Raw genomic sequence first — 18,060 nt, 5'->3', positions numbered from 1 at the left:
GATATGAGGCGACAGAAACCTCCTATAGGGCTAAGTCATAACGCCTAGTATTGTCAGTGTCATAACTTACCGCGGGTGACACCGCGGTAAGTTATTTATGTAACCGATACCAATAAACAAGGATGCCTACCCTCACTATGCTAGCCAAAAAGATTTGCTTGGCAATAATGACATTGGTAATACTCACCAGTGCAGGTTGCGGCTTTACACTCCAACGCAGTTATTCTATACCTGCAGAATTAGCCGAATTGCATTTAAGCAGCAGCGATGAATACAGTGAGTTAACTCGCTTAGTTCGTGACAGATTACGGATCAACCGTATTAGCCTTGTTGATGCAGCAGAAAAAACGCCTACGTTGCGACTTATCAATGACTCACTCGAACGCGCCACATTGTCACTTTATCCCACCGGGAATGTCGCAGAATATGAACTCATCTACTTAGTGCATTACTCTGTCACCTTACCTGAACAAGAACCACAAGAATTTGATACAGAAATCCGCCGCGACTATCAAGACGATCCTCGAACCGCATTGGCAAAAAGCCGCGAAATGGAGTTGTTAGTTAAAGAGATGCGCGTACAAGCAGCCGATTATATTATCCAAACTCTGGCGTTAATCGGGGCAGAGTAATGCGGGTTTATCCTGATCAACTCAAGCAACATCTCAAACAGCTACCCCAGTGTTTTTTACTGTTTGGTGATGACCCATGGCTAATCGAAAACAGTAAACAACTTATTCTTAACGCCGCTAAAAAACAAGGTTTTGAAGAACGGGTGCAATTAAGCCAAGAAACCGGCTTTAATTGGGGCGATTTGATCCAAGAATGGCAAGCAATGAGTTTATTTGCTAGCCGACGGATTATTGAGTTAACCCTGCCACAAGGTAAGCCAGGCATCGAAGGCGCAGCGGCATTTAAAACGCTTTTACAACATTCTAACCCAGATATGTTGTTGATTGTACAAGGACCTAAAGCCAGTGCAGAACAAACCAACAGCAAATGGTTTAAATCACTCGATGCCAAAGGTATATACTTACCCTGCACCACACCTGAAGGTAAGCAGTTTGAACGCTGGTTAGACAGCCGTATTACTCATTATGCTCTCACGGTTCATCATGATGCAAAAGCCATGTTGTTTAGCTTATTTGAAGGTAATTTACTGGCAGCCGAGCAAGCGATGCAATTGTTGCAACTGCTCAGCCCTAAGCAAAATATTACCCCAGAACAATTGAGTGAATATTTCGAAGACCAATCTCGTTTTAGTGTGTTTCAACTCTGTGATGCCATTTTAGGTAATCATCAAAAAAATGCCCAACACATGTTGGCTCAATTGAAGGCTGAAGGCACCGCTATGCCCATTTTAATGTGGGCTTTATTCAAAGAAATTAACCTACTGCTCACCTTAAAACTGGCGGTTCAGAATGGCGAACAACTCAGTAAACTGTGGGGACAACACCGAATTTGGGATAAGCGAAAACCGCTCTATCAGGCTGCAATAACGCGATTGGATTTAGACCATATCGAACATATGCTCGCTTTTGCCTCTACAATAGAATTAAATCTTAAACAAAAAGGGCTTGAAGATTGGATTGGTCTTAGCCATTTATGCATTTTATTCGATCCACGAGCACATAATCGTTTAGCCCATATTAAATTAACGGACTGAGATAAAAGGTAAGGACAGCGAATGCGTATCGGTATTTTGGGCGGCACGTTCGACCCCATCCATTTAGGACATATCAATCCTGCACTAGATGTTAAACAGCAACTTAATTTAGACCAGATTTGGTTAATGCCCAATCATATTTCACCCCTCAAAAATACCACCGTGGTGAGTAGTCATCATCGGCTTGAAATGGTGAAGTTAATTTGCCAGCAGTACCCTGAATTTGAACTATGCGATATCGAAATCAATCGCAATACACCGTCTTATAGTGCCACAACGCTCTCATTACTCAGGCAACAGCACCCCAAAGATGAATTCTTTTTCATTATGGGAATGGATTCATTCATTCAATTGCCACTGTGGTATCAATGGCAATCATTGTTTACCCTGTGCCATATTGCGCTGTGTCAACGCCCGGGTTGGGCAATGGACACTCAGAGCGAAATGACCAAACAATTATTATTAAGGCAGGCAGCTGCCAGCTACCTCGACTCACCTTCCCATGCTACACATGGAAAAATATTTTGCATCAACAGCCAGTTAGTCGATATTTCCTCGACAGAAATACGCCAGCGGCTAGCTGAAAATATTGACATCAGCGCGGTATTACTGCAAACAACGACCGATTATATTCGTCAACATAAACTCTATCGTTAACACTACGATAAGCACTATTATTGATTCAACTGCTGCCACTGTCGGTTAACTCATCCGCTAGCACAAAATTAATTCTATCTTTGTTTCGCTGCGCTTAATTGCGCATCAACAGTGAATTTGAGTATAATACTCCGTTAATTTTTACTTATGAGGTACTTCGAGTGCAAGGCACCGAACTAAAAGATTTCGTTATCGACAAAATCGATGATTTAAAAGCAAAAAATATTACTGTTTTAGATGTATCTAAACGGTCAACCATCACCGACACCATGATTATCTGTACTGGTACGTCAAAAACACACGTTCGATCTATTGGTGAGCACGTTATCGTGTCAGCCAAAGACGCTGGCGTGCAACCTCTTGGGGTTGAAGGACGTGACAGCAGTGAATGGGTATTAGTTGATTTGGGCTCAGTTATTCTGCACGTGATGCAGGAACAAACTCGTGATTATTACGAGCTTGAAAAACTTTGGTCTGAACACAGCGCCTAATGAAGTTACAGCTTATTGCCGTTGGTAACAAAATGCCCGATTGGGTAACCCGAGGCTTCGAAGAATACCAACGCCGTTTCCCTAGAGATATGGCTTTGGAACTCATCGAAATCCCTGCGGGGAAGCGCGGAAAAAATGCCGATATCGCCCGAATTTTACATAAGGAAGGCGAATTAATGCTAGCGGCAGTAGCCAAAGGTAACCACATTGTCAGCTTAGATTTACCCGGTAAAAACTGGATAACACCAGAACTTGCCGAGCAAATGACAAAGTGGCAATTAGATGGTAGAGATGTCAGCTTACTTATTGGTGGTCCAGAAGGACTTTCACCTGCTTGCAAAGAGGTGGCCCACCAAAGCTGGTGTTTGTCTGCCCTAACCTTACCTCATCCTTTGGTTAGGGTTATTGTGGCAGAAAGCCTATACCGAGCTTGGAGCATCAATAACAATCATCCCTATCACAGAGAATAAATTCAGTCGCATGAATAACTAAGCTTATCGATAATGATTATCATGCAACTCTTTGTTTCATATTCATCAGCTGATACAGTGATCTTTTATCATCCATTCTTTCATTTGGTAACGACGGGGATAGCATAAGTGTCGCCAAAAAAGCGCATTACCATGCATGATCACGCCGCAGAGGCTGCGCTATTTAAACGCCGTGCATTATTTACTTTCATTTGCGTGTTATTGCTACTCTGTATACTATTTTCAAACCTTTATCAGCTTCAAATTGTCTCTTACAAAGACTATGAAACTCGTTCAAATGATAACCGTATCCGTGTGGTTCCGACCCCGCCTAGCCGAGGGTTAATTTATGACCGTAATGGCGTACTTTTAGCGGAAAATCAACCTTACTATTCTTTAGAGCTTATTCCCGAAAAAGTCAGTGATATCACGGCAACCTTAGATGAGCTTAATAGCCTGATTGGACTCTCAGATGATGAGCGCGAAAACATCACTGAAACCCTAAAGTTTCATCGTCGTTTTAAGCCGTTAACCATCAAAAACAAATTAACTGACGAACAAGTAGCCATATTTAGTGTTAATCAATTTAAATTCCCCGGTATTTATGTTGAAGCAGGCTTAAAACGTCACTATCCCTATAATGAGTTAATGACTCATGTGTTGGGTTATGTCGGCAAAATTAATAGCCGAAATAAGTCGCAGCTTGAAAAAAGCGACCAATGGAAAAACTATGCGGCAACTAAAGACATTGGTAAGATCGGCATTGAAAAATTTTATGAAAGTTTACTTCACGGCATGCCAGGTCACCTCGAAGAAGAGGTTAATAATCGTGGCAGGGTGATCCGCACGCTCAACGTCACCCCCCCGACACCGGGGCAAGATATCTATCTCACACTAGACCTCAAACTACAGCAAAAAGCCATGGAGTTGTTAGCCGGTCGTAAAGGGTCCATTGTTGCAATAGACCCTAGGAATGGCGATATTTTAGCCATGTTCTCAAGTCCATCATATGACCCTAACCCATTTGTACATGGCATTACCTCTAAAGATTATAATGGGCTATTAAATGATAAATCACGTCCATTAATTAATCGTTCAACTCAGGGACAATATTCCCCAGCATCAACCATCAAGCCGCATGTGGCGTTACTCGGTTTAGAAGAGAAAATCATTAACGAACGCACTCGAATTTGGGACCCTGGCTATTGGCAAATGCCAGGTGTGGAGCGCAAATGGGGGGATTGGAAAAAATGGGGTCATGGCTGGGTAGATACCTACCATGCCATTGTCGACTCCTGTGATGTTTTCTTTTATGAGCTCGTCTATAAGGTTGGCATTGATAGAATGGCTATCTTTATGGACCGTTTTGGCTTTGGCAGAAGTACTGGTATTGATATTTTCGAAGAATCAAATGGCGTTATGCCCTCTCGAGACTGGAAAAGAATGCGTTACAATCAACCTTGGTATAACGGTGATACTATTTCGGTCGGTATTGGCCAAGGATATTGGACCACAACACCATTACAGCTTGCTAATGCCGTCACGATCATGGCAAATAAAGGCAAGCGATTTACGCCTCATCTATTAAAGTCATTTAAAAATAGTACCGTTAAAATGGATTCGCCCATTGATGAACAGCCGCCAATTGAGCTTAAAGATCCGCATAATTGGGACATTATTAATGAGGCGATGCGCCAAACTGCCGATAAATCTCGCTTTACTGATGCGAGCTATACCGCCGCAATGAAAACCGGTACCGCACAGGTGTTTAGTGTTGGCGAAGATGAAAAATATAATGCCGACACCATCGCCGAACACTTGCGCGACAATGCATTGGTTGTTGCTTATGCACCTTATGAAAATCCTCGTATTGTTTTGGCAGTCGTACTTGAACATGCTGGCTGGGGGGGGTCTAACGCTGGGCCGGTCGCAAGAGCACTGCTCGATGAGTATATTTTACGAGACGAATGGGCGGCAAAACCGTGAATAATCATCCATATCAAAAATCATTTTGGCAGAAGATACACATAGATGTGCCATTACTCACCGGCCTGTTAATACTAATGGGGGTTGGTCTCTTTATTATCTATTCAGCCAGCGGTGAAGATCCTGCGATGATGGAACGCCAGCTGGTCCGTATAACATTGTCACTGGGGGTCATGTTTTGTTTTGCACAAATCAACCCTGAAATACTCAGACGTTGGGCATTGCCGATTTATATCGCTGGAATACTGTTGTTACTGGGCGTCGACTGGTTTGGCACCATTAATAAAGGCGCACAACGTTGGTTGAATCTTGGGTTTATGGAGTTTCAGCCATCGGAACTGATAAAACTGGCCTTCCCGATCACCATGGCATGGTACATCAGTAAGTTTCCGCTACCGCCGAAAAAGCGCTATCTGGCGGGTGGTGTCATTATTTTGCTGATCCCAACACTCTTAATCGCTAAACAACCTGATTTAGGGACGTCTATTTTAGTGGCGGCCTCTGGGGTGTTTGTGTTGTTTTTATCCGGTATGAGCTGGTTGATTGTTGGCGGATTTATTACCGCCATTTTAATCTTTTTACCTATCATGTGGTTTTTCTTGATGCACGATTATCAGCGCACTCGAGTATTAACCTTATTTAACCCTGAACAAGATCCTCTCGGCGCGGGTTATCATATTATCCAATCCAAAATTGCCATTGGTTCTGGTGGATTGTGGGGTAAAGGTTGGCTTGATGGGACTCAATCACAATTAGAGTTTTTACCAGAGCGCCACACTGACTTTATCTTTGCGGTAATAGGAGAAGAGTTTGGACTCATTGGCAGTTTACTCTTATTGGCAATGTATTTATTTGTGATTGCCAGGGGCCTTGTTATCGCGTCACGAGCACAGACCAGCTTTGCCCGCTTATTGGCGGGCAGTATCACCCTAACATTCTTCGTCTACGTTTTTGTCAACATAGGCATGGTATCAGGAATTTTACCCGTAGTAGGTGTTCCTTTACCACTGATAAGCTATGGGGGAACCTCGATGCTGACCTTAATGACAGGCTTTGGTATTCTAATGAGCATTCACACCCACAGACGATTTGTCGACCGATAGGATTAACCGCAACTATGACAAAAATAACCGTTCAAATCGCCAGCCTAGCATTACTTAGCAGCGTCATGTTCAATCTCAATGCTGCAACTGAAAATGATCCCCAAGCATTACAAAATGCATTTGTAAAAGAGCAGGTAAAAAAAGGCGCTAGCAAGGCTGAGGTGGAACAATTTTTATCCACTTCCACCTTCGACCAGAACATCATTGATGCCATGACTAAACCATGGGAAGCCAAGCCTTGGCACCAGTATTATCCTATTTTCTTGACCGACAAACGCCTAGAAAAAGGCTTAGCTTTTTGGCAAGAAAACCATGCTGTGATTAGCCAAGCTGCTGAAAAATTTAACGTCGACCCCCAAATTATTGTCGCCATAATTGGTATTGAAACCTTTTATGGTGGCTACATGGGTAATTATCGTGTGCAAGACGCGTTGTACACCTTGGGCTTTTATTACCCACCACGCGCCACGTTCTTTCGCAGTGAATATGCCAATTTAATGTCGTTGATTAAAGAAGAAAAACTCGATAATGACACCTTAAAAGGTTCATATGCTGGCGCGATGGGCTATGGACAATTCATTCCTTCAAGCTACCGTCATTACGCGGTCGACTTTGATGGCGACGGTCGACGTGATTTGTTAACCAGTAAAGCCGATGCTATTGGCAGTGTCGCAAATTATTTTCATCAACATGGATGGCAACAAGGCCAACCCGTGGCATTATTGTTAAACCACACATCTAGCACAGCCCCTAAAGCAAAAGTATGGACCAAAGAAAAACTGCATTACAAGGTATCAGATATTCTTAGCCCAACACTGAGCTTAGCCAATAACCAAGATTTGGATGCTTCTCAAAAAGCCTTATTAGTCAAATTAGACCAAGCAGAGAATGTAGAGTATTGGTTAGGACTGAAAAACTTTTATGTCATCACTCGATATAACAGAAGCCCATTATATGCAATGGCGGTATATCAATTTAGCCAACAACTTAACGCTCATTATTTATCAGTAAATCAAAATGGCCATTAATTACCGTTTCATTCTATTGATCATTTTAAGCAGTTTATTACTCATAAGTTGTTCGTCAAATGAGGGTAAAAAATCCTCTCCACAACAAAAAAGCCGCTATCAAATGGCTAATGACCGTTATCCAGATGACGCACCAGACGTAAGCTTGGTTAAAAATGCCCAGCCTAAATACGAACCTTATAGCAGGCAAGGCAATCGTGATTACACGGTTTTAGGCAAAAGTTACCAAGTACTCGACAGTGGAAAGGGATTCAAAGAACAAGGTCATGCCTCATGGTACGGCTCAAAGTTTCATGGTCATTTAACCTCAAATGGTGAAACTTATGATATGTATACTATGTCAGCAGCACATAAAAACTTGCCTTTACCCAGTTATGTCAAAGTGACCAATTTAGAAAACAATAAGCAAATCATCGTCCGTGTAAATGACCGTGGACCGTTTCATCATGGTCGAGTCATTGATCTTTCTTATGCGGCGGCTTATCACTTAGGTATGCTGGCAAGAGGCACGACAAAAGTAGCACTTGAAACCGTTTACATTCCCTCACCAGAAGAGCGAGCCATTAGCGATTTAAACGATGCCGACAATCACTTTATTCAAGTTGTGGCCTCCCAAGATAAATTACGCATCAATATGTTGGCAAAGCAATTAGAAACCAAATACGCGGTTACCTCACGCGTATCCTCCACAAAGGGTATTCACAGATTACAATTGGGTCCGATCCGACAAATTCACCTCACCAATAAGTTGCTCGATCGTTTGCAAGCTGATGGCTATCCGCAAAGCTTTATCGTACCGTAAGCCATAATACTGGCGATAAGAGTCTCATTAAGGTTCATTTATATCGGATGAATGAACCTTAATGCGAAATGATGGCCTACTAATGTATAATCAATAAAATTATACCAATTGATTTTTGTCTTTTCTTCGACTAAATAGAGACGTGCTAACTTCATGATAACTTCCAAAACTGCTCAATTAACAACTATGCTCTTTGCATCAGTTGTGTGTTTTTCTTCACTCGCAGCAACGCCACAACCAGATGCACGTCCAACGCCTAATCGCGTACCTATGGTGACACCTGATGCACCCAGTGTTGCAGCCAAAGCTTATGTGCTAATGGATTATAATTCTGGCAGAGTCATTGCAGAAGAAAATGCCTACGAAAGTTTAAATCCAGCAAGCCTTACCAAGATGATGACCAGTTATGTGATTGGTCATGAAATCCGTGTCGGTAATATTTCATTAGATGATGATGTCACCATTAGCAAAAATGCTTGGGCAAAGAATTTCCCTGATTCATCAAAAATGTTCATTGAAGTGGGTAAAACCGTCAAAGTACACGACTTGAATCGCGGTATTATCATTCAATCGGGGAATGATGCCTGTGTTGCGATGGCAGAGCATATTGCCGGAACAGAAGGTGCATTCGTTGATCTAATGAATTCATGGTCCAAGCAATTGGGCATGAAAGACAGTTACTTTGAAAACTCTCATGGCTTAGATTCTGAAAATCACAAAACAACAGCTTATGATATGGCTATTTTAGGCGCTGCGCTGATCCGTGATGTGCCTGATGAATATCGTGTTTATGCCGAAAAATCATTTACCTATAACGGAATTAAGCAATATAACCGTAATGGCTTATTATGGGATAAAAGCTTAAACGTAGATGGTATTAAGACGGGCCATACATCAGGTGCTGGCTACAACTTAGTATCATCAGGCACCAGCGAAGGCATGCGTCTTATCACAGTCGTGATGGGTACCGCGAGTGAGTCTGCACGTAAGGCTGAGAGTAAAAAACTACTCAACTATGGTTTCCGTTTCTTTGAAACCATCACACCTTACAAAGCTGGCGATACCTTTGTGACTCAAAAGATTTGGTATGGCGATAGAGAAACGGTTGATCTTGGTGTCATGACCAATACTCCGATTACCATTAGCCGTGGTCAGGCAAAAGATCTACAAGCTAACTTTGAATTAACCAAACCATTAACGGCCCCGCTGGCAAAAGGCGAAACCGTAGGGCGTGTGTTTTTCCAGCTTGATGGAAAAGACATTGCTCAGTTTCCGCTAGTGACATTGAATGAAGTCCAAGAAGGCGGCTGGTTTAGCAAATTAATGGATTACTTTAAGCAAATGTTCGCCAGTCTGTTTGAGTAATTAAATTGATGTAGATTATTTATTAATGAATCTATTAGTGAATCAACTAATTAAAGCCGCCTGATCAGCGGCTTTAATATTTCAGATCTATCAGGCTTGAATCGGGTATAATTATCACCATATAAGTAATACCAAAACAGAATCGAGTAAGCTAATGTTAAATACAACGTTTGACCAAGTAATGGAATTTCCTAATTCGTGCCCTTTCAAAGTGATTGGTGAAGCAGATGATACCTTAGCCGATCGTGTTGTTGCCGTGGCGCAACAACTTGCGCCAGATGATTATGTTCCAAGCGTTAAAGCATCGAGCAAAGGCAGTTACTATTCAGTGACCATTCGGATTACGGTAACCAGCAAAGCGCATATTGAAAAAGCGTATATGGATCTTGCCGCAATTGAAGGCGTAAAAAGAGTATTGTAAACGCCAAAAAGTCATCATTACCTATATACTTGAGTATAATACTCAACAATTAATCCATTCATTCGATGGATACACCCAATTTATCTGGGGGAGATGTTACCCTTGCAAACACTGCACATTCGCCACCTTGGCATGCAAGACTATGAATCAACATGGCATGCCATGCAGGACTATACTGACACTCGTGATAGCGACAGCCAAGATGAACTTTGGATTGTTGAGCACCAGCCAGTATTTACCCAGGGTCAAGCAGGTAAAAGCGAGCATATACTCAACCCTGGTAACATTCCGGTTATTCAAGTAGACCGAGGTGGTCAAGTCACTTATCACGGACCTGGACAACTAGTGGTTTATCCACTTATCGATATCAAACGTTATAAAATAGGCGTTCGTCAGTTAGTGAACAATATAGAGCAAAGTATTGTGGATATGCTGACTTATTACGATATCAATGCGTACGCAAAAGCAGACGCACCGGGTGTTTATGTAGCAGAACGAAAAGTGGCCTCTTTAGGATTACGCATTCGTAAAGGTTGCTCTTTTCATGGCTTAGCATTAAATGTCGACATGGATTTAGCCCCGTTCCAGCGCATCAACCCTTGCGGATATGCCGGTTTAGAAATGGTGCAATGTAAAGCATTGGGGGGTCCACAGACCGTGCTTGAAGCTGGCGATAAATTAATCCAAACCTTTAGCCAAATTATGGGCTATCAACAACTTTTACATCATCAAGGATTAGCAGAATAATGAATAGGCCTGAAAGATTACAGCCAGGTGTCAAATTACGTGATGCCGAAAAAGTCGCTCGAATTCCTGTAAAAGTAGTGCCATCAGAGCGCGAAACTATGCTGCGTAAGCCAGATTGGTTGAGAGTCAAATTACCCGTATCAAATCAACGCATTCTCGACATAAAAGCGGCATTACGTAAAAATGGATTACACTCAGTGTGTGAAGAAGCCTCTTGCCCTAACTTAGCAGAATGCTTTAACCACGGTACGGCAACCTTTATGATTTTAGGGGCGATTTGTACCCGTCGTTGCCCATTTTGTGATGTAGCCCATGGTCGCCCGCTCAAAGCCGATGCTAACGAGCCTAAAAAGCTAGCGCAAACCATTCAAGACATGAAGCTGAAATATGTGGTGATTACCTCTGTAGATCGTGATGATTTACGTGATGGTGGCGCGCAACATTTCGCTGATTGTATTCGCGAAATTCGTTTGTTAAACCCTGAAATCAAGATTGAAACTCTGGTTCCTGATTTCCGAGGCCGTATTGATGCTGCTTTAGATATTTTAGCGACAGAGCCACCTGATGTCTTTAATCACAATTTAGAAACGGCTCCAGCGCATTATCGTAAAGCGCGTCCAGGCGCTAACTATCAGTGGTCATTAGATCTGCTTAAGCGCTTTAAAGAACGTCATCCAACTATTCCGACAAAGTCTGGTTTAATGATGGGTCTAGGCGAAACAAACGAAGAGATTGCCCAAGTATTACGTGATTTACGTGCCCATAACGTTGAAATGTTGACCCTTGGTCAATATTTACAACCGTCTAAATTCCACCTGCCCGTTGAACGTTATGTTCCACCAGCGGAATTTGATCAATTGAAAATACTAGCCGATGAGCTTGGTTTTACCCATGCAGCCTGCGGCCCATTGGTTCGTTCAAGCTACCATGCTGATTTACAAGCACAGGGTAAAGAAGTGAAGTAACCTTTTCCTTGAATAAAAAAACAGCGCTAAATTAGCGCTGTTTTTTTTCAATGAGTTCGAAACAAGCCTGATGCTTTACTCAAAAATCAATCCAATGATAAATCCATTAAAATTGCGTCTTCATAGCCATCATGGGTAGGGTAATAATTTTTACGCCGTCCAGCCTCAATAAAACCAACTTTATCATATAAGTATTTTGCTGCCTTATTTGACTGGCGTACTTCCAACATCAACACCACGGCGCCGGCATTTTTTGCATCATCAATGAGCTGCTGCATTAATGCCGCCCCCAAACCTGAACCTTGTTTTTCAGGTGCCACACAAATATCAAGTAAGGTCGCCTCATCAATAATCTGCTGTACTATCGCAAAACCACACAAATCATCTTGGCGCTTAATGCCCACTACTCGATATAAAGGCCCAAAACACTCTTTTAAGCTCATTTCAGACCAAGGATGTGTATGCGCTAGCTTTTCAATCTTCGCCATTACAACAGCATGCTCAACCCTAAGAGGCACAATTACCTCAGCATCAATGTTGTTCATTGGGCTCGCCTTTGCTCAATGGTTGAGTTTTATCTAAATACTGGGATATTTGCTGCCACAGTTGACGTTTTTCGTCTGCCTGAGCATGGAGTTCTGTTAATGGGGCGCTTACAATCCAAGCGACACGGGGACGGGTTTTTATCTTACGCATATCCCATATCACCTGTGGCCCTTTGACCATTTCACAATCAAATTCACACTGATCAATTTCAACGTCCAATAAACCGAGTACATCATTAATGAATGTTTGATCAGACAAATCGGCATCAAGATCATGTAACACTAAGTAAGGCTTTAACGGTTTATCGGCACTAAGCCAGCGAGTAATATTCATCGCATCTAAATAAGCAAATTTATCCATCGGACTCTCAAAACAAGGATACTGTGTTAAGCATAACAGCTAAGTAAACGAGGTTGTATGGTAATTTAACATCAAGCTTTGTTGGTATACGGTTTAATTAATAGCAATCAAATTCAGGTTGGTATTAGCATAAAACCGCACGTAAAAACCTCTCTCAGCACTCAGGTTGCTTCTATGTTGGCCCATAGATGAGTCGCAAGTTGAATCGAAAATACACGACTCTCGTGCTACGTCTGTTAGTCTTGGCATCGCTACCGAGTTTTCAAGCACCTCAAACACACCTATAAATCGATTGAATAATATCAATACCTTTGGCTTCACACTGATCTAAACGTGATAAATAGCTTATGTCTTGTCAGTCTCTTGGGGTAACCATTGGCCTTGGTAATAACGTTCTATCAAGCCTTCATCTGACCAGCGCAGCAGATACAACCATTGGTTATCTATCAGCCAACGAACATTGTCATGTTTTGCGGTGATTTGTTCGATAGGTTGCCGCGGTGCGGCTAAATAAACCGCTAAACGCTGTGGCTGGTGCATCCATTTTTCACCATCATGCAACGACTGCATCGACAAGCCAATGCGTAAATCGCCCCCATTACCTTCAAACACCCCAATATGACCTGCTACTGCGTTATGTAATAACTTATTGCCACAACCATATTTCAAATTATCGCTGACCGATGCGTTATATTGCATATTAATCCAATTGGTTACGACCATGGGCGCCGTCATAATTAATTCTAATACCGCAAAGCCATCATCATTTTGCCACTGATAGTCATGTAAAAAACTACGACCTTGTAGATTGATATTTCTGGTCCAACACCGAGGTGCAACAATAAAGGCGGCATTGTTTGCCAGTCCCCACTCGGGACGCACTTGAGACCAGTCATGACTGCGTTGAGTATAAAATCGGTCCAGCACAGCTGCACTGCTGTTAGCCAAACTCGGGGCGATTTGCACGATACGTTCTCGTTGTGCTGTTTCGGTAGCCGCTTGTAGCCATGACGCGACGGTCTGATCGAGTTTGGTATCAAAACAATCAATATGATCCGTGGTGGTGTTATGCAGTGCAGCCACAAACCGTGTCGCCGCGGGGATCGTAATACCTAATTCTGTCAATACCTTACGTACCTCTTGATCATTGAGCAATTGGGCTAAAACACGCACATTCACTTCACCAGATTGCCCACCACAGGCACCACAATCTAAACCTGCTGCATGCAAATTGTTGCTTGTATGGCTGCCATGCCCAACCAGCAGCACGGTAGCGGCAAACTGGTCTAGTCCCATCGCATGTAGAATGCCTTTTGCCAGTTCGGCTTTATCGGTTACTGATAGTACCTGAGCATTTTTTCGCAGCAGCCAGCTTTTTTGATGGGTCAGCGCATTAACAGGATGATCAGTTTGTGTAGCAAAAAATGACCTTTTTAGCATCTTAAAGGCATAAAGCCATCCCATGGATTCCACCATAGAAAATGCCGAAGGGGCAGCTTGTGACCATGTTTGCCACCGCGCCTTTATATTGAGCGTATCGACTTGCGTTTGGGTATCACGCCATTCAGACACTTGTATAACCGGCTTTAACAATCCCGGTAACTGAGGTCGAGACAGTTCACTATCGTGCGGTTGATACTCTAAAGGTAAACCAAAGAAACCGGCAAACCCTATTGTTTGAATGTCATCACTTTGATTTTCTAACGCTCGACGTATCACCTCTGAACGCACATCAATGCAAAATGCCGCTTGTAGCCTTGATGTTGTCATCAGCTGTTTTTTAGCATTGATTAACTGAGTGTTAAGCCAAGCTTGATAACTCAACTCAGCGGCCTTTGCCCACACCCAAAGGGGTTTCTGTACTTGCTCATGTTGCTCAACTAAAAGCGCTAATTGGTCTTTTTCACCTAACCAAAGTGCAACTAATTGAGCGAAACTATCTGTTTGTTGTGCCTTTAAATAGCGCCAAATGACCAATTCCCAAGCCATACGGATCGCGAGTAGTTGCAACATTTCATCGCAGGGTTTTGCATGTAAGTCACCTTGCCAGCGCAAATAAGCAACCCAAGACGCCCAACCATTAATATCGAGTAGCAATGCATGGGCATAATCTTCTATCACAGTGTCATCAACACCCAGTTCATCAACCGCCTCAGCGAGCAAAGTCTCAGCATCTGGTGGCAATTGCTGAAAATACTGCTGCAAACCGGGTTCATCCATAATAATACTGATCCCTCGGTCACGACGTGTCATATCGAGCCAGTGACGATATAAATCTGCCGGAGCTGAAATATCGCTAGCAGGAAAAATAGGGCGCAATTGTTGATAGTATGCAGCGCAAAACTGACTAATTTGATGAATAATTTCATCACGCCATGCCATCTTGTGCTGGTCACGTTGGTTATCCAATAAATCGGCAATATTATGCCAGTGAGCAAGATCATCTTCTTGGTTAAGAAAGATCGCGAGTTGCTCGACGGACATCGCGATGCCTTGTTGCTCAGCCGCTAATTGCAACGCATCTTGGCTGATTTCGCCTTGTGCATATAAATGGCGATAATGAGCTTTTGGCATTAAACACTCAACCCGATCAAGTGCAGAGACTCGCGCTGAGACCTGTTCGATTGGCTGGTCACGCATTTGCCAAAAGGGATTAACGGCAATCATTTGATCGAGCGGCCATGTGGGTGCTATTTTCTGACCCGCAGAGGTCAATAGTGCCTTTTGGGTTTCAGTCAGCTGCCCCACCGAGGTTGATTTAATCGCGACATTCATGCTTATAACTCCTCAATTTTAGTGGCTTTGGTGCTGTCTAAAACCTTAATGTTGGTGCGCACAGGCAACCGCACAGGCCACACTTTTAACGTCAGTCGTGTCAGCCACTCATCTAAATATAAACCGGCAAACAAATCGATATACAAGTGCTGCAGTGCCGGTTTATGTAGCTGATATCGCAGCATCCAACTCAGAACAAACAAGCTGACAAATAACAGTATCGCGACAATATCAACCGCACTAAAAGCCTCAACCTGCAATGCTGGCGAGGTGGTAATAATTTCGCCAAACACCCACTTAAACCCGCTGTAACTGAGCACCAATAAGATGGTTAATAGCAAGACGGGCATAATGCTGCTGCGTAAACGCTCACTATGACGTTGGGCAATTAACATCGTCAGGGCCAAAACTAACAACAGCCAAACACTCCATACACCTTGATAGTCCAATGCCATTACTGCCACCGATACAATGAGGGTAGAAAAGACTGCTGCCACTATCCAATCTATCAGGTTAGGATTGGCCGCTGGCGCAAGACGACGTTGCATGTCTTGATACACTGCGCTCCCAGAGTTCAAAAATGCATACGCTTTATAGACTGAATGAGTGAGTAAATGCACTAATGCTAATTCAAATAAACCCAATGCACATTCAACTAACATCAAGCCCATTTGCGCACTCGTTGACCAAGCTAAGCGTACCTTTACACTAATTCGAGTGGCCATGATCAATGCGGCGATAACCGTGGTGAATCCAGCAACAATAATCACTAACCACTGGGCAACGGCAGATTGAATAAACAAAGGGCCAAATAAAATCAGCAAAAATCCACCTAAGTTAATGACCCCAGCGTGCAGTAATGCACTGACAGGTGTTGGCGCTTCTACAACCTGCATTAACCAGCCGTGAACGGGTAATTGCGCGCATTTAATCAAGGCCGTTACCGCGATGAGTACTGCAGCAATATGATCAACGGTGGTAAGTTGCACACTATTGTCTATAGCAACGGCATTAAAGTGAGCCACTAAGTCACTTATCAATAACGTACCATGCTGCTGATACAACAAAATAATCGCAGCCATTAACGACATTTCTGCGGTTCGTGCTAATAAGAATTTTTTATGGGCAGCAAGCGCTGCACGAGGACGTTCAGGATAAAAAGTTAACAGCTTATGCAAAGCTAAGCTAATCGATACCCAACCCAACCAGAACAATAGCAAGTGGTTGCTAATAACCACCAACGAAACAGCGGCAAGGGTATTAAGTAGCCAGTGCCAATAAGTACCGCCACGGGGTTCGCCCGCCATGTAATTGCGAGAAAATGCAATTAAGATGACACTCATAAATACCACCAGCCCCATCATCACTAAGCTTAGCTTTGATTGGCTAATGTATTGCGCATCAGCGTCTAGACTAGGTAAGCCCAGTATCGCAGCTAATGCAGCCATAAAGAGCAACACAATAAGGCCACTTACGTTAACTAACCATGTCGCTTTATTTTTTAAACTAGCACGACCACTCCACCCGCTAGCAAAAATTAACGTGATTGGAATACTTAACAAAAAAACGGATGATAACGCTATATTCATAAACAGCCTCTTCTTTTAGTCGTAAGAGTATGTCAGAGCTATATCTTTAATAAAAACATATATAAACTAATAAAACGTTCTGTTTTGGTTAACTATTAATGAGCCGTCTTAATTATCATCATCTTTACTATTTTTGGCGCGTAGCGGTTGTGGGTAACCTGACCCACGTCGCCAAAGACCTGCATATTTCACAGTCCGCATTGTCGGCCCAAATTAAGCAATTTGAACACAACATGAATGTTAACTTGTTTGAGCGAAGAGGTCGGCGCCTGATCCTAACCGCTCATGGCCATCGTGTGTTGGCATATGCTAACGATATATTTAGCAAAGGCGAAGAGCTTGAGTCATTTTTACGTAAAGGCAGCATCAGTGAAAAGCAGCATTTATCTATCGGAGTATTAACCACGTTATCACGAAATTTTGTAGAGAGTTTTATCAGCCCGTTACTTGCTAATGCGGATGTGAGTTTTTCTTTAACAGCTAAAGGAATGAGTAATCTCTTAAACGGACTCGCTAATCATGAACTTGATTTGGTGCTAACCAATCGACCGATCAGTGTCGATAAAAAAGATCCATTATGGCAAACCCAACTAGTCTCCCGTCAGCCCCTGGCGATTGTTGGCCCAAAAGGCAAGGTGATTAACGACAGTTTTCCTAATGGTTATCAGGACATGCGTTGGGTATTGCCCGGTAAGAACAGTGAAATTAGGGCTGCATTTAACTCCTTTTGTGCAACCTGGCAATATCAACCAGATGTGCAAGCAGAAGCCGATGACATGGCAATGCTTCGCCTTTTAGCCCGAGACAGTGGCGCATTGGTAGTGCTACCGCCTGTCGTCGTTAAAGATGAAATTGAACAGGGTATTTTAGAAGTGTATCAACGCTTACCCAATGTGTACGAGAATTTCTATGCCATTACGACCCAACGAAAGTTTGTCCCAGAGGTGTTATTAGCACTGTTAAAACAACATATAGACACTGAAGTCAGCAATTAACGGATAGCAATACAAACGCCCGGTATATGACGACCACCGCGGCCAATAAGATTGCCATCAAGCATTGATAAATGACGATCGTCAATCCAGCGCA

At 42.9% G+C, this 18,060-nt stretch carries 18 protein-coding genes; 14 read left to right on the top strand and 4 right to left on the bottom strand.

What is annotated here, in order from left to right; translation table 11 throughout:
• The first annotated feature begins 137 nt into the window (after positions 1–137).
• From EGC80_RS09110 to lipA, 13 genes are all read left to right on the top strand, one after another.
• Positions 138–632 carry an LPS-assembly lipoprotein LptE gene (locus tag EGC80_RS09110; protein WP_101034348.1) on the top strand — a complete coding sequence of 165 codons (495 nt, stop codon included), beginning with the start codon at positions 138–140 and terminating at the stop codon, positions 630–632.
• Complete coding sequence (gene holA / locus EGC80_RS09105) at positions 632–1,666, top strand: DNA polymerase III subunit delta (RefSeq protein ID WP_124012367.1); 1,035 nt, start codon at positions 632–634, stop codon at positions 1,664–1,666. Before EGC80_RS09110 ends, holA begins: the two co-directional genes overlap by 1 nt.
• Before the next feature lie 21 nt (positions 1,667–1,687).
• On the top strand, positions 1,688–2,323 hold the full coding sequence (nadD, locus tag EGC80_RS09100) for a nicotinate-nucleotide adenylyltransferase (protein WP_124012368.1): 636 nt from the start codon (positions 1,688–1,690) through the stop codon (positions 2,321–2,323).
• Between the two features lie 161 nt (positions 2,324–2,484).
• On the top strand, positions 2,485–2,814 hold the full coding sequence (rsfS, locus tag EGC80_RS09095; RefSeq protein ID WP_101034345.1) for a ribosome silencing factor: 330 nt from the start codon (positions 2,485–2,487) through the stop codon (positions 2,812–2,814).
• Positions 2,814–3,284: a 23S rRNA (pseudouridine(1915)-N(3))-methyltransferase RlmH gene (rlmH, locus tag EGC80_RS09090; protein WP_124012369.1), complete on the top strand. Its 471-nt coding sequence runs from the start codon at positions 2,814–2,816 to the stop codon at positions 3,282–3,284. Before rsfS ends, rlmH begins: the two co-directional genes overlap by 1 nt.
• A 129-nt stretch (positions 3,285–3,413) precedes the next feature.
• Positions 3,414–5,270: a penicillin-binding protein 2 gene (gene mrdA / locus EGC80_RS09085; RefSeq protein WP_124012370.1), complete on the top strand. Its 1,857-nt coding sequence runs from the start codon at positions 3,414–3,416 to the stop codon at positions 5,268–5,270.
• Complete coding sequence (gene rodA / locus EGC80_RS09080; RefSeq protein ID WP_283107445.1) at positions 5,252–6,373, top strand: rod shape-determining protein RodA; 1,122 nt, start codon at positions 5,252–5,254, stop codon at positions 6,371–6,373. Before mrdA ends, rodA begins: the two co-directional genes overlap by 19 nt.
• A gap of 65 nt (positions 6,374–6,438) precedes the next feature.
• A complete protein-coding gene (gene mltB, locus EGC80_RS09075) occupies positions 6,439–7,401 on the top strand; it encodes a lytic murein transglycosylase B (RefSeq protein ID WP_233768652.1) in 963 nt (320 codons plus the stop codon).
• Entirely contained in the window at positions 7,391–8,203 is an 813-nt protein-coding gene (locus EGC80_RS09070; protein WP_124012372.1) for a septal ring lytic transglycosylase RlpA family protein, read from the top strand. The genes mltB and EGC80_RS09070 overlap by 11 nt, the downstream gene beginning before the upstream one ends.
• Positions 8,204–8,356: 153 nt before the next feature.
• A complete protein-coding gene (locus tag EGC80_RS09065; RefSeq protein ID WP_101034340.1) occupies positions 8,357–9,568 on the top strand; it encodes a serine hydrolase in 1,212 nt (403 codons plus the stop codon).
• A gap of 154 nt (positions 9,569–9,722) precedes the next feature.
• Positions 9,723–9,989: a DUF493 family protein YbeD gene (gene ybeD / locus EGC80_RS09060; RefSeq protein WP_101034339.1), complete on the top strand. Its 267-nt coding sequence runs from the start codon at positions 9,723–9,725 to the stop codon at positions 9,987–9,989.
• A gap of 93 nt (positions 9,990–10,082) precedes the next feature.
• Complete coding sequence (gene lipB, locus EGC80_RS09055) at positions 10,083–10,736, top strand: lipoyl(octanoyl) transferase LipB (RefSeq protein ID WP_124012373.1); 654 nt, start codon at positions 10,083–10,085, stop codon at positions 10,734–10,736.
• On the top strand, positions 10,736–11,701 hold the full coding sequence (gene lipA / locus EGC80_RS09050; protein WP_124012374.1) for a lipoyl synthase: 966 nt from the start codon (positions 10,736–10,738) through the stop codon (positions 11,699–11,701). The genes lipB and lipA overlap by 1 nt, the downstream gene beginning before the upstream one ends.
• Positions 11,702–11,787: 86 nt before the next feature.
• Here the strand turns inward: lipA and rimI are convergent, their stop codons facing one another.
• The 4 genes from rimI to EGC80_RS09030 form a co-directional block, all read right to left on the bottom strand.
• Positions 11,788–12,246, bottom strand: a complete 459-nt coding sequence (gene rimI, locus EGC80_RS09045) for a ribosomal protein S18-alanine N-acetyltransferase (RefSeq protein ID WP_124012375.1) — start codon at positions 12,244–12,246, stop codon at positions 11,788–11,790.
• Positions 12,233–12,607: a DNA polymerase III subunit psi gene (locus EGC80_RS09040; protein ID WP_124012376.1), complete on the bottom strand. Its 375-nt coding sequence runs from the start codon at positions 12,605–12,607 to the stop codon at positions 12,233–12,235. Before EGC80_RS09040 ends, rimI begins: the two co-directional genes overlap by 14 nt.
• Positions 12,608–12,952: 345 nt before the next feature.
• Positions 12,953–15,382: a YbcC family protein gene (locus EGC80_RS09035; protein ID WP_124012377.1), complete on the bottom strand. Its 2,430-nt coding sequence runs from the start codon at positions 15,380–15,382 to the stop codon at positions 12,953–12,955.
• Positions 15,383–15,384: 2 nt separating this feature from the next.
• Entirely contained in the window at positions 15,385–16,971 is a 1,587-nt protein-coding gene (locus EGC80_RS09030; RefSeq protein WP_233768626.1) for an NADH-quinone oxidoreductase subunit L, read from the bottom strand.
• Between the two features lie 98 nt (positions 16,972–17,069).
• Between EGC80_RS09030 and EGC80_RS09025 the strand changes: the two genes are divergently transcribed.
• On the top strand, positions 17,070–17,966 hold the full coding sequence (locus EGC80_RS09025; RefSeq protein WP_101034333.1) for a LysR family transcriptional regulator: 897 nt from the start codon (positions 17,070–17,072) through the stop codon (positions 17,964–17,966).
• The last annotated feature ends 94 nt before the right edge of the window (positions 17,967–18,060 follow it).

The organism is Shewanella psychromarinicola (assembly GCF_003855155.1).
In the GTDB taxonomy this organism is placed as follows: Bacteria; Pseudomonadota; Gammaproteobacteria; order Enterobacterales; family Shewanellaceae; genus Shewanella; species Shewanella psychromarinicola.
This window is presented reverse-complemented; position numbering and strand designations above follow the sequence as displayed.

Bases quoted from the DNA above. Each gene is read 5' to 3' on its own strand.
- EGC80_RS09040 (WP_124012376.1), bottom strand. From the start codon at position 12,607: ATGGATAAATTTGCTTATTTAGATGCGATGAATATTACTCGCTGGCTT.
- rlmH (WP_124012369.1), top strand. From the start codon at position 2,814: ATGAAGTTACAGCTTATTGCCGTTGGTAACAAAATGCCCGATTGGGTA.
- EGC80_RS09030 (WP_233768626.1), bottom strand. From the start codon at position 16,971: ATGAATATAGCGTTATCATCCGTTTTTTTGTTAAGTATTCCAATCACG.
- ybeD (WP_101034339.1), top strand. From the start codon at position 9,723: ATGTTAAATACAACGTTTGACCAAGTAATGGAATTTCCTAATTCGTGC.
- EGC80_RS09025 (WP_101034333.1), top strand. From the start codon at position 17,070: ATGAGCCGTCTTAATTATCATCATCTTTACTATTTTTGGCGCGTAGCG.
- rodA (WP_283107445.1), top strand. From the start codon at position 5,252: ATGGGCGGCAAAACCGTGAATAATCATCCATATCAAAAATCATTTTGG.
- mltB (WP_233768652.1), top strand. From the start codon at position 6,439: ATGTTCAATCTCAATGCTGCAACTGAAAATGATCCCCAAGCATTACAA.
- EGC80_RS09035 (WP_124012377.1), bottom strand. From the start codon at position 15,382: ATGAATGTCGCGATTAAATCAACCTCGGTGGGGCAGCTGACTGAAACC.
- rimI (WP_124012375.1), bottom strand. From the start codon at position 12,246: ATGAACAACATTGATGCTGAGGTAATTGTGCCTCTTAGGGTTGAGCAT.
- nadD (WP_124012368.1), top strand. From the start codon at position 1,688: ATGCGTATCGGTATTTTGGGCGGCACGTTCGACCCCATCCATTTAGGA.
- EGC80_RS09070 (WP_124012372.1), top strand. From the start codon at position 7,391: ATGGCCATTAATTACCGTTTCATTCTATTGATCATTTTAAGCAGTTTA.
- lipA (WP_124012374.1), top strand. From the start codon at position 10,736: ATGAATAGGCCTGAAAGATTACAGCCAGGTGTCAAATTACGTGATGCC.
- EGC80_RS09110 (WP_101034348.1), top strand. From the start codon at position 138: ATGCTAGCCAAAAAGATTTGCTTGGCAATAATGACATTGGTAATACTC.
- holA (WP_124012367.1), top strand. From the start codon at position 632: ATGCGGGTTTATCCTGATCAACTCAAGCAACATCTCAAACAGCTACCC.
- EGC80_RS09065 (WP_101034340.1), top strand. From the start codon at position 8,357: ATGATAACTTCCAAAACTGCTCAATTAACAACTATGCTCTTTGCATCA.
- lipB (WP_124012373.1), top strand. From the start codon at position 10,083: ATGTTACCCTTGCAAACACTGCACATTCGCCACCTTGGCATGCAAGAC.